Here is a 12,264-nt window from a genome sequence, read left to right as displayed (position 1 = left end):
AACCCTCTCAAAAACCAATGGAACAACTCATTTCTTCTGAAACAACCGCCGTTGCACCCGTTGCGGAATCCAGCCGCATTGCCATCATTGATATGCTGCGAGGCTTTGCGCTACTCGGCATTTTATTAATGAATATACCGGGGTTTTCAATGGCAGATTATTCGTTTGAAGTCTTCAAAAATGACCCAGACAACCCAAACTTTTGGCTCTATCAATTCATCGGTATTTTCTTTGAAGGCAAAATGCGGGCCATGTTTGGCATGGTGTTCGGGGCTGGCGTGTTGTTGTTTATTGCCAATAAAGGCACAAAAGGTACGTCAGTTCATGCCTTATACTATCGACGTATGTTTTGGCTGCTGCTGTTTGGCCTGATACACTCTCATCTGATTCTTTGGATTGGGGAGATTCTTTATCTCTACGCTGTTTGCGGTATGATTTTGTATCTTTTTCGTAATGTTCCGCCCAAATACTTGGTGTGGGCGGTACCCATCGTAGCCGTAGTTAGTTTTGTGGCGGGCACTATTCAGTACCAAGACATCCGTGAAAAACGAATTGCTTATGTGGAAGCCACCAAAGCCAAAAGTCAAAATCAAACCCTGACTGCCGCCCAAAACAAGGCATTGACCGAATGGCGGGAAATAGAAAAAACCATGATTCCTAACCGTGAAGATGCCAAGGCCAATACCAAAAAGATGAAGTCGGATTATAGCACCGTGGCTAGTTATTTGCGCCCCATTGCTTTTGACATTCAGACCAAATACCTGCCCTTTGAAGTTTGGGATTCGTTGGCATTGATGCTGTTGGGGCTGGCACTTTTCAAATGGGGTTTTCTGACGGGCGCATGGTCAAACAAAGATTATTGGACGGTTATCAAAATCGGATATGGCCTTGGCTTGCCGCTGGTGATTTACGCCAATTATTACGCTTTTTATCATTTCTCCACGCTCGAAGCCAACCTTGCCCGTATGGAACAAGTGCCCATCAACTGGGTCAATTTGATTTATCCTTTTCAGCGTATTCTGTTGGTGATGGGCCATGCCGCTTCGCTGATTTTGCTCTATAAATCGGGCGTGGTGCAGGGCTTGATGAACCGCTTGGTGGCCGTAGGCCGCATGGCTTTTACCAATTACATTTCACACTCGGTGATATGTACGCTGTTTTTCTTTGGCTACGGTCTCAACTACTTTGCCGAACTGGAATTCTATCAAATTTACTTCGTAGCCTTCGCGATTTGGGTTTTTCAGTTGATTATCAGTCCAATATGGCTAAAGTATTTTTTGTTTGGGCCGCTCGAATGGCTGTGGCGGAGCTTGACGTATTGGAAGTTGCAGCCTTTCAAAAAATAAAACTTAAAACAGTAAGTACCAATAACCTATATCAAAAATCTTAGTACTTATGCAAACCCAAGAAACCCTACAACCTACCACCAAATCCGAGCGGATTTCAGCAATGGACACCATCCGGGGCATTTCCCTATTCGGTATTTTATTGATGAATATTATCGGTTTTGGCTTATACAAAGCCTATTTTGACCCGACCAACAACGGAGGTGCCACGGGCTGGAATCTTACGGTTTGGTGGATGAATACATTGTTTTTTGAAGGTACCATGCGCGGGATGTTTTCGATGCTATTTGGCGCAGGTATTCTATTGTTTACTGGCCGTTCAGTTGAGAACACGCCAGGCACAGTCGTAACCGATCTCTTTTTCCGCCGATTGATGTGGATGCTGCTTTTTGGTATCATCCATTGTTACCTCTTACTGTGGGATGGCGAAATATTATATTGTTATGCACTTGTAGGTATGTTTGCTTTTAGTTTTAGACATCTGCTGCCTAAGCAACTTATTATTGGCGCAGTTGTGATATTACTCCTTGCATTTGCCTGGACTGCAAAAGATTATTTTCAGCTAAAAAATACTTTTGAGACTTCAACTGCAGCAATTATAAAAAAAGCCAAAGGTCAGAAACTAACGAAAGAAGAAGTTAAGGCAATTGAAAAATGGACAGAAAAAAATAAAGAAGACAAAGCCACTCCTGAACAATTGAAGGAAGAGATGAGTGCCAGAAGCAAAGGCTATTGGAGTATTGTGATGCACAAAGCCCCAGGAAACATGATGGCGGAAACCGTATTTATTTATCGCTACAATTTTCTGGATACTTTAGCCATGATGTTATGGGGAATGGCATTTTTTAAATTGGGCATTCTGAATCGAACCGCCGATGCGGCCGCCAAATCAAAACGATTCTATTTACTGATGGCCTTAATCGGTTATGGTATCGGCATCTCAATCAATTATTATGAGGGTTTACTCCAAGTATCCAACAACTTCTCCATTTTATCAATCAATCAATCTTTTTTGACTTACGACCTCGGCAGAATCCCCACCACCTGCGGGCATATTGCCCTTATCATGCTTTTCGTCAAATCGGGCTTTCTGCCTTTTTTACAAAAATCGTTGGCGGCAGTGGGGCAAATGGCCTTTACCAATTACATCACGCATTCCATCATTTGCAATTTCATTTTCTTAGGTTATGGTTTTTCGATGTACGGCAAATTGCAGCGCTATGAGTTGTATTACATCGTTATCGGTATTTGGACTTTTCAGTTAATTGCCTCCCCGATTTGGCTGAAGTATTTCCGTTTCGGCCCGCTCGAATGGCTCTGGCGTAGCCTGACGTATTGGAAAATGCAGCCGATGAAGCGGTAAGCTAAACTCCCTCTGTTTTCCAATTGAAAAATGAGTGCCAAAAAGCCGATTTAAAGCCCTTATCTTCAGTAATTTAAAAGTTTCATTTCTATGAAAACCAAACTTGCGCTTTTAGTACTCCTCATTCCAATAGTTCTGACTGCTCAAAATGTCCCTTCTCCGTTCATTGGAACAAATTTACCAAGAGGCGGTAGCTTACGTGTACTAAGACTGGCCGTTTCTGTCACTGGAGAATTTACCCAATCAGTCCCCGGTGCAAATGATACCGAAAAAAAAGCAGAAGTTTTACGTATAATGAAACGTTGGATTGCTGATATTAATAGTATGTACGGAAGAGAATACAGTGTTCGCTTCGAACTTGTGCCTGATAATCTCTTATTATCAATCATCTATCCCAACGCCGCAACAGACCCTTGGCCACCTATGTCGGGGGGAGGATGTACCAATGCCTCAAATATCTTAACTAGTCAGGCATCAGTTATTGATAATGCCATCGGGGCTTCCAATTACGACATAAGTCATGTTATTCTCAGCAGTAGTTATGGGGGTGGTTGTGCAGGAGGGTTTAAATCAGGCTATTCAAGTGGGTTTGATATTCCCGTTTCGCGGCATGAAATCGGGCATCAGTTTTCGCAGGCACATACAATCAATAATAGAAATTCAACAAACTATGAACCAGAAAATGCAGGTAGGTCAGTTCATGGTGGAAACACCGACCCCTATGCACATTCTAATTCTTATCATCAGTTAGCCAAGCATTTATTGAATACCGTACCTACTGTAGGCAACAGCATACCAACTGGAAATACAGTACCGACCGTGAATGCGGGCCCAGATCGAGCGATCCCTGTCAATACCCCTTTTACCCTTTTTGCCACTGCTTCTGATCCTGATGTTGGGGATGTTTTAACTTACGTCTGGGATCAATTAGATGGCAGTACGATGCAAAGCCTCCCCGCACGGACAAAAACGCAAGGAGCCTTGTTTTCGAGATTAGTGCCTTCTTTAATCCCTTCAAGAACGTATCCAAAAATAAGCAGCATAATCGCCAATAACTTCTCTACTACTGAAGAGGATATGCCTACTTTGGCAAGGGATTTGAATTTTAGATTAACGGTAAACGATAGTCATCAATTTAATTATAACGGTACGATGGTAAATCAAAGCGGTACCAACTCAGATGATATAAAAATTACGGTTGTGAACAATGGAGGACCTTTTACCATAACCAGTCAAAATACAGCGGTTGCTTATACCGGCGGGACTAATCAAACCATCACTTGGAATGTAAGCGGAACAAATGTAGCCCCCATAAATACTTCCAACGTAAAAATCAGCCTTTCTGCTGATGGTGGTTTTACCTATCCGATAGTCATAACAAATCGTACCGCAAATGATGGCTCTCAGGTCGTAACAATACCAAATATCAATACAACCCAAGCCAGAATTAAGGTTGAAGCGGTTGATAATTATTTTTTCGCCATCAACAGTTCTAATTTTACGATTAACCCTAATACAGGTATCGCCGGAATTAGCATTTCTGTTACCGCTGAAAATACTTTAGTCAGCGAAAATGGACAAACCGATACCTACTCAGTTAGGCTTCTCACCCCCCCCTCAGGTGCGGTTTTACTAAATCTTACGGCTGATAATCAAACAGAAATCAGTTTGGATGGTACAAATTTCAGTTCAAGTCGAACCATTGTTTTAAACAATACAACCCCTCGAACCATCATTGTAAGAGGGAAATCTGACCATCTTTCTGAAGGAACGCACAGTGGACTCATTCAACATTTTATTTCTGCAAGTGATGATTTAGTAAATTATCCGCTCGGGATGACCGGACAACCGGTTTCAGTCAGTGTGGCAGATGCCCAAATCCCCCCTATTATCGGGATTGATTTTGATGCAACAAGTTCGACAACTTCACCTACCAATTGGGTTAGAATTTCCGACATACGAAACCAGACACTGACAAATATCCCTTTGGATGATGGTACTCCGACAGATATTGACCTCTCTACGAATGCAACTAATTGTGGGATTGGCGGTTGTGGTTTTACATCAAGTACATTTAGTTTACCCCAACATGCCCGGTCGCTTTCAGGTCTAACAGGAGTAACTTATGCAAGAGGAACTGCTACTTTTAATTGGAGTGGATTGCAGGCGAATACAAAATATGTTGTATTTGTTTTTGGAGTGGGAGTTTTCGGCCCAATGAATCAACGCGTAACGATTGAAGGGAGCGGCAATCCGGTTTCATTTACTCAAAATGCTGATTCAAATATTTTGTTGGTTAATGATCAGGTTTCTTCACCAACTCCTCTGCTAAGCTTTGGCAAGATAATTACTTCATCGTCGAGTGGAACAATAAATATCACCGTAATCTCAAATTTGGCAAGTACAGAAATGTCATTTGCAGGAATTGGAATTCGCAAAATGGGTTGACTAAGTAATGAATACAAACCCAATCTTGAGTGATTTGAATCAGACTTCGTTCTTGGTCAATTTAACAGGAATTGTTCAAACTGGTAGAAAATTTTAATTATGGCCCTGTGAAATGGCTCTGGCGGAGCTTGACCTATTGGAAAATACAGCCGTTTAAAAGTAAAAATCGCTTAAAGTTTTCTCCATTTTTTAACGATAAAACAATTGACAACAATGAAAAGAAGAACATTTTTGAGAACCTCGGCTTTATCAGCTATTGCCGTATCGGCTACTGGCTTTGTACGTTTAGAAGGCGACCGCTACGTGGGCGACTGCGAAACAACCTCCGATATTTTAGGCCCATTTTACCGCCCCGATAGCCCAGTTCGGAGCAGCCTCGTCATTAAAGGCGAAAAAGGCGCCCCGATTGAATTGTTCGGTAAAATCAAACACGACGATTGCATCACACCTTACAAAAACGCCAAAATAGAACTTTGGCATTGCAACGGCAACGGCGTATATGACAACGAATCGGCTGATTTTAAATATCGAGGTACGCTCTATTCCGATAATGAAGGTAATTACTCTTTCAAAACCATTTTGCCAGTTCCTTACGGTGAGGGCGACAACTACCGACCAGCGCATTTTCACATGATGATTTCTGCCGAAGGCTATCAGCCATTAGTGACTCAACTTTATTTCACGGGCGACCCTTGGCTTCAAAAGGATAGTAGTTCGGCTTCTCCAACCGCCAAAAGAAGGATTCTGGAAGTCCAAAATCTGAAAGATGGAAGCAAAAAAGTATCTTTTGACATCAGCATGGCTAAAAAACTCGCCGCAGAACCTGCTGCACTTGACCGTTTGATTGGCATTTATGTGAATGAAAAAGATGCGAATAAAAAAACCGAACTTATCAAAAAAGACAAACAATTATGGATAAAAGGCGATAAAGCAAATGGTATGCCTTTCGGGATGAATTTAGAATACATCACTAACAACACTTTCACAATATCGGGGGTGCCACCCAAGTATCAATTATCTTTTGTTTTTGAAGTTATGCCTTCTGGTGCAGTAAAAATGGTGGAAAATTTTACAAATGAGAAAGGAGAAAAGGAGACGACTGTATCGGTGAAAGGGAAGTGAGGGAGAGAACTATCGGGTAGCCCACGCCCGATACTACCACAAAAAATCAATTGTGCCAAAACTGATGGGTTTGCTACTCAAATACACCACCCCGATAAAGCCACAAACGGGTAAGTATGATGTCTATTTTGGCGGTAAAAACGACAAGGCTGCCACGGCGCGCGACTTGATGATGTTGGGTCAAGTGGGGTTTGAGAGGTAATAACTATTTTTCAATCCAAAATCAATTTTCAAAATGAAAAAAACAATCATATTCTTTGCCCTTAGCCTCTTGGCAAATCTTGTTTTTGCCCAGCAAAAACTGCCCGAAGACATTGTAGAAAGCATCAAAAAACGCATCGAGTATGGCCATTCACCGAGTTATGTAGTGGGCATCATTGACAAAGATGGCCCTCATTATTACGCCTTTGGCACTAAAACCATCGGCGGTCAGCCCGCCAATGAACATACGATTTATGAAATCGGCTCCATCTCCAAAACCTTTACGGCCATTCTACTGGCTCAAATGGTGCAGGAAGGAAAGTTGAACACCGACGATGCCGCCCAAAACTATCTTCCTGCCTCTTTAAAATTGCCCATGCGAGACAATAAGCAAATCACCTTGGGGCATTTGTCCGACCATACATCGAGCATACCCCGCCTGCCGTCAAACATGGCACCTAAAAATCAAGCGAATCCATATGCCGATTATACGGTGGAACAGATGTATGCCTTTTTAAATGGCTATACCTTGCCCCGAGACATAGGCTCGGCGTATGAATATTCCAATTTGGCGGCAGGTTTGCTGGGGCATATTCTTTCCCTCAAAGCAGGAACATCTTATGAAAAGTTGATGGTCAGCAAAATTGCCTCGCCGTTGGGCATGAAAACAACCAAAATCACCTTTGACCAACAAATGAAGCAAAATCTGGCCATGGGCCACAGCAACGGCGTTCAGGTGTCCAATTGGGACATTCCCACGCTGGCAGGTGCGGGAGCAATCCGAAGTTCTCTTCACAACATGTTGCGTTATGTTGCCGCCAATATGGGACTTCAAAAAAGTGAACTATACCCAGCTATGCAACTGACGCATCAAGTTCGTCATGATAAAGCGGGCAGTGGCACTCGGGTTGGCCTCGGTTGGCATATCTCAAAAGGCACCGAGGGCGATGTCATTTGGCACAATGGCGGTACGGGCGGCTACCGCACCTTCGCTGGATTTGTGAAAGAAACGGGCAAAGGCGTAGTGGTACTGACAAACTCCGATAAGGGGGCCGATGACATTGGCTTTCGTTTACTCAACTCAACAGCTAAGTTGATAGCAGTCAAAAAATCAGCCGTAGCAGTTATTAAAGAAACCCTGGAAACAAAGGGTTTAGACGCCGCATTGAAAGTCTATGATGAATTGAAAAAGGACAAAGCATCTTATGAATTTGATGGGAACGCCATCAATAAACTTGGAATTAACTACTTTGAGGCAGGTAAAAAAGCAGAAGCACTTGCTGTCTTTAAAATAAACGTAGATGAGTTCCCCAAATCTTTTAATGCTTATGACAGCTACGCCGAGGCATTGATGAAAGATGGACAAAAAGAAGCCGCCATCGTCAACTACAAAAAATCACTTGAACTCAATCCCGCCAATACCAATGCCGTGGATATGTTGGCGAAAATGGGCGTTGGCGAGCCAACAAAAGCAATAAGTCAATCAGCAGCAGATCTGACTCGCATAGCTGAGATAGATAAAAGCTATTGGTCTCAGATATCCCGAACAGTGAAAGAAGGTGATTTTGAAGGCTACAAAGCCACTTGCCACGAAAATGCGGTCTTAGTGACTACCTCAGGACAAAATAAGTATTCAGTATCTATGACTTCTGCCCTTGCTCGCTGGAAACAGGGGTTTCTTGATACCAAACAAGGTAAGCAGATGGACAATGTCTCGTTTCGGTTTTCACAAAGAATAGGTGACGAAACGACGGCACACGAAACGGGGATTTTTTATTTCACCTCCCACGATAGCACGGGCAAGCTCATTGCCGAGAGCTATACCCATTTAGAAGCATTGTTGGTAAAGCAAGGCGACAAGTGGGTATGTCTGATGGAATACCAGAAATCCAAAGCTACCCGAGAAGAATGGGATGCGTTGAAGTAATCATTTCCTTTTTAAAACAACAAATCAAACAATGAAAACAACCCTTCATCAAATCCTGTTGCTGCTCCTTGTTGGCGGATTACTCACTGGTGCTTCTTGTACTTCAGGTACTGATAATGAAGAAAAGCAGGCTCCCACCGACTCATTGGCGATGGTACAAACCACCGAAGGCAAATGGGTCATCATGGACAGCAAAAAAATGGCGCTCTACGCAGTATTCGTTTACGACAATGGCCCCGATTACCCGTCGGAGGGGCTAATTAGAATAGTAAAAAACGGCAAAATCGGCTATGCCGATGCCAAAACTTATGAAATCGTCATCGAGCCAAAGTTTGACTGCGCCTATCCTTTTGAAAACGGCAAAGCCAAAGTCAGCACCCGTTGCCAAACAATCACCGAGGGTGAAAACCGTAGCTGGGTGAGCGATACCTGGGAATACGTGGATAAAAGTGGGGCAAAAAAATAGCCGTTAGTTTTCAATCAAAATTCGTTATTAAATCTTCCTAAACCCTTAAAAACATGGCTGCCTCCAAAGAAATAACCCGCCGTAACTTTCTTGAAATGAGCACGCAGGGCGCCGTTGGGCTTAGTTTGATGCCGCTCATCGCCTCGTCTTGTTCGGAGGCCAATGCGTCCAAAACTGTCAATGGGGCTTGTTGTTTGGACTGCCCCGACTCGTGCAGTTGGCAGGTGACCGTTGCCAACAACCAAGTCACCGATTTCAAAGCCCCTGCCGAGCACCCTTTTACGGCAGGAAAGCTTTGCGATAAAATGGCCAATTATCCCACCGACGTCACCTACTCCCCCAAGCGATTACTGAATCCGTTGAAAAGAATCGGTAAAAAAGGCGAAGGCAAGTTTGAAGAAATCACGTGGGAAAAAGCGATTTCGGAAATCAGTGCCCAACTGCAAACCATCATCAAAGAAAAAGGGGGAGAGGCCATTTTGCCGTTTAGTTACGGAGGCAACGAAGGCAAAGTGCAAATCAACGCAGGCGACAATTTCTTTGCCCAAATCGGGGCTACACAATTGGAGCGGAGCATCTGCGGCGGAGCTGTTGAGGCGGGTATCATGGCGACCAACGGGCAAACCACGGGCGTACTACCCGAAGACATCATTCATAGCCGATACATTGTTTTGTGGGGCACAAACCCCGTCCATTCCAATCAGCACTTGTGGACAATTATTGAAAAAGTGCGTACAAAAGGCGCAAAATTGGTGGTCATTGACCCGTTCCAATCACAAACGGCCGTGCAGGCCGATTGGCACATTCAACCCTTGCCAGGTACCGATACGGCACTAGCGTTGGGGCTTGTTCACGTTATCTTAAATGAGAAACTGCAAGACCAAGATTATATTGATAAGTACACCACGGGCATTGAAGAGCTGACCAAGCACGTAGAACGCTATTCGCCCTGGGCGGTAGCCCAAATAACGGGCCTCAATGAAACTGACATCACCCAATTAGCCCGTGAATACGCCAAAGGAAGTCCGTCGCTTATCAGGGTCTTGATTGGCCTTGAGCACCAAGCCAACGGCGCCAGTGCGGCCCGAGCCATCGCCATGTTGCCCGCACTCACAGGCGCATGGAAACAGCTAGGCGGTGGGTTGATGAACATGACCTATGAACTTTTTGGCGATGCCCTCAACTACCAACTTCTTGATACGCCCGAAGTGCTGAAAAACAAAAAGACCAGAAAGGTAAACATGGTACAACTGGGCAAAGCGCTCACCAGTAAAGAATTAAAACCAGCTATTCATGCCTTTTTGGTGTTTAATGCCAACCCCGCCGTCACCATGCCCAATCAAAACTTAGTGGTGAAGGGCTTAGAAAGAGAAGATTTATTAACCATCGTTTTGGAACACTTCCTGACCGACACGGCTCGTTATGCCGACTATGTGTTTCCCGCCACCACCGCCCTCGAAAACTGGGATTTGCTGACCTCTTATGGAACGCCTTACTTGACTTTCAACGAACCAGCCATTGAACCTTTGGGTCAATCAAAATCCAATACTGAGTTTTTTAGGCTACTTTCCAAAGCGATGGGTTTCACAGAAAAGTACCTGTATCATGCCGATTTGGACATCGTGAAAAGCCTTTTGGACAGCGACAAGCCTTATTTGAAAGGAATCACATTTGAATCGCTCCGGAAAACAGGTTGGGCCAAATTGAATGTGACCGAAAAATGGACGCCCCACGCCGAAGGGAATTTTGGTAAACTGGGCGGTAAATGCAAGTTGTACGATGCTGACCAAAACCCGCCTATTGCCGACTATGTCCCTTTTTCTTATTCAGCAGAAGATTTGACAAAATACCCGTTGCATTTATTGACCGTCAAATCCACCAAAAACTTCTTGAACAGCACCCGTGCCAACCACGAAAAACACACTAAAAAGGAAGGGAAGCCTTATTTGGACATCCACGAAGCCGATGCTAAAACGAGAAACATCGCAGAGGGCGATGAGCTCAAAGTATTCAATCAAAGAGGCGAAGTGTACCTGACCGCCCGCATCAAAAACAAAGTAAGAAAAGGCGTAGTTTGTATGCCCCAAGGTTTTTGGTCGTCGTTGATGAAAGGCGGCTCGTCGGCCAACGCACTCACGCATGACCTACTGACCGACATGGGCGGAAGCGCCGCCCTCCAAGAAGCGAGAGTGGAGGTGGTGAAGGTTTGAAAACATTACTTCCGTCATTATCTTGAATAAATTTCTAATACTTCTTACATTATTTGATATTGCATTATCAAATAATGTAAGAAGTATTTCTAAATCTTTACCTAAATGAAAACCCTCCTTAGAATCCTCATTTTGAGCCTTATTATGGCGTCAACAGGTTTTGCTCAAGTCAATCAACCCCTTGTACAAACCGTAAACTCTTTTCTCAATACGCTCAATCAAGAGGAATTGAAAAAGACGGTCTATGATTTCAACGATAGCCTCCGCTACAAATGGACCAACCTGCCCGTGGGCCTGGTGCCTCGGTCTGGAATTGCCTACGGCTCTCTTTCTGACAAAAGTAGATTGGCTTTTCATCGGGTGCTTTCGGCGATGCTCAGTTCGCAGGGATATTTGAAAACAACCAGTATTATGGCCTTGGACGACATCTTAAATTCACTTTATCAACAATCTTTTGATGAAGGAAAAATTGACCAAAAGCTCTTAAAACGGATGCAAGATTTTAAATGGGCTTACGGAAATTATTTCGTTTCTGTTTGGGGAAAGCCCGACACCAACGCACCTTGGGGGCTCAATTTTGGGGGCCATCACATGGCATTGAGCCTCACTTCCGACGGCAAGAACATCACCATGTCGCCCTACTTTATTGGCACCGACCCTTCCGAAGTTAAGTTTGGAAAATATTCGGGTTTGCGGGTGTTGAGCAAAGAAGAAGATTATGGATTTATGTTCATAAACTCACTTACGGATGCCCAAAAAGCGGTTGCTATTTTGAAACAAGACGTTCCCAAAGACATCATTACTTCGCCACAGGCCAAGCAGCGTATTGAGGGGTATTATGGCATTGCAGCCAAAGAGTTGAACGAAACCCAAATGACCCTTTTCAAACTGTTGATTCAAGAATATACCCATAATTTTGAACACGTGAAAGCGCATCAGTTGATGGAAAAAATCATGAAATCGGGCATCGAAAAGGTGTATTTTGCTTGGATAGGCAGCCTCGAAAACGATAAACCGCATTACTACATTATCCATGGGCCTGACTTTTTGATTGAATATGACAACGTAGGCTTTCAGAACGATGGCAATCATATTCACGCCATTCTTCGGGAAAAAGGTAATGATTTTGGCGAGGATATTTTGCACCAACACTATAAAACATCCAAACATTGAGTTTTGAG

9 protein-coding genes are annotated in these 12,264 nt (G+C 43.8%); all 9 read left to right on the top strand.

Annotation, left to right across the window (positions count from 1 at the left end; genetic code table 11):
• Nucleotides 1-17: 17 nt before the first annotated feature.
• Nucleotides 18-1,346 (top strand): DUF418 domain-containing protein, encoded by a 1,329-nt coding sequence (locus DR864_RS12030; RefSeq protein WP_229599564.1) that lies wholly within the window; start codon nucleotides 18-20, stop codon nucleotides 1,344-1,346.
• A 49-nt stretch (nucleotides 1,347-1,395) separates the two neighbouring features.
• Entirely contained in the window at nucleotides 1,396-2,709 is a 1,314-nt protein-coding gene (locus tag DR864_RS12025; RefSeq protein WP_114067210.1) for a DUF418 domain-containing protein, read from the top strand.
• 90 nt (nucleotides 2,710-2,799) lie between these two features.
• The gene (locus tag DR864_RS12020; protein WP_114067209.1) at nucleotides 2,800-5,157 is read left to right on the top strand and encodes a zinc-dependent metalloprotease family protein; all 2,358 of its coding nucleotides are present in this window, start codon (nucleotides 2,800-2,802) and stop codon (nucleotides 5,155-5,157) included.
• Between the two features lie 213 nt (nucleotides 5,158-5,370).
• The gene (locus tag DR864_RS12015) at nucleotides 5,371-6,279 is read left to right on the top strand and encodes a dioxygenase family protein (protein ID WP_114067208.1); all 909 of its coding nucleotides are present in this window, start codon (nucleotides 5,371-5,373) and stop codon (nucleotides 6,277-6,279) included.
• Between the two features lie 64 nt (nucleotides 6,280-6,343).
• A complete protein-coding gene (locus DR864_RS29810; RefSeq protein ID WP_162793751.1) occupies nucleotides 6,344-6,481 on the top strand; it encodes a hypothetical protein in 138 nt (45 codons plus the stop codon).
• Nucleotides 6,482-6,514: 33 nt separating this feature from the next.
• A complete protein-coding gene (locus DR864_RS12010) occupies nucleotides 6,515-8,407 on the top strand; it encodes a serine hydrolase (RefSeq protein ID WP_114067207.1) in 1,893 nt (630 codons plus the stop codon).
• Nucleotides 8,408-8,438: 31 nt separating this feature from the next.
• Nucleotides 8,439-8,873, top strand: coding sequence for a WG repeat-containing protein (locus DR864_RS12005; protein WP_114067206.1), 435 nt, complete (start codon nucleotides 8,439-8,441; stop codon nucleotides 8,871-8,873).
• A gap of 53 nt (nucleotides 8,874-8,926) precedes the next feature.
• Nucleotides 8,927-11,083, top strand: a complete 2,157-nt coding sequence (locus DR864_RS12000) for a molybdopterin-containing oxidoreductase family protein (RefSeq protein ID WP_114067205.1) — start codon at nucleotides 8,927-8,929, stop codon at nucleotides 11,081-11,083.
• 105 nt (nucleotides 11,084-11,188) lie between these two features.
• Nucleotides 11,189-12,256, top strand: coding sequence for a DUF3500 domain-containing protein (locus tag DR864_RS11995; RefSeq protein ID WP_114067204.1), 1,068 nt, complete (start codon nucleotides 11,189-11,191; stop codon nucleotides 12,254-12,256).
• Nucleotides 12,257-12,264 lie beyond the last annotated feature (8 nt).

The organism is Runella rosea, from assembly GCF_003325355.1.
GTDB lineage: Bacteria > Bacteroidota > Bacteroidia > Cytophagales > Spirosomataceae > Runella > Runella rosea.
The sequence above is the reverse complement of the archived record's forward strand: the minus strand, read 5'-3'. Positions and strand labels throughout refer to the sequence as shown.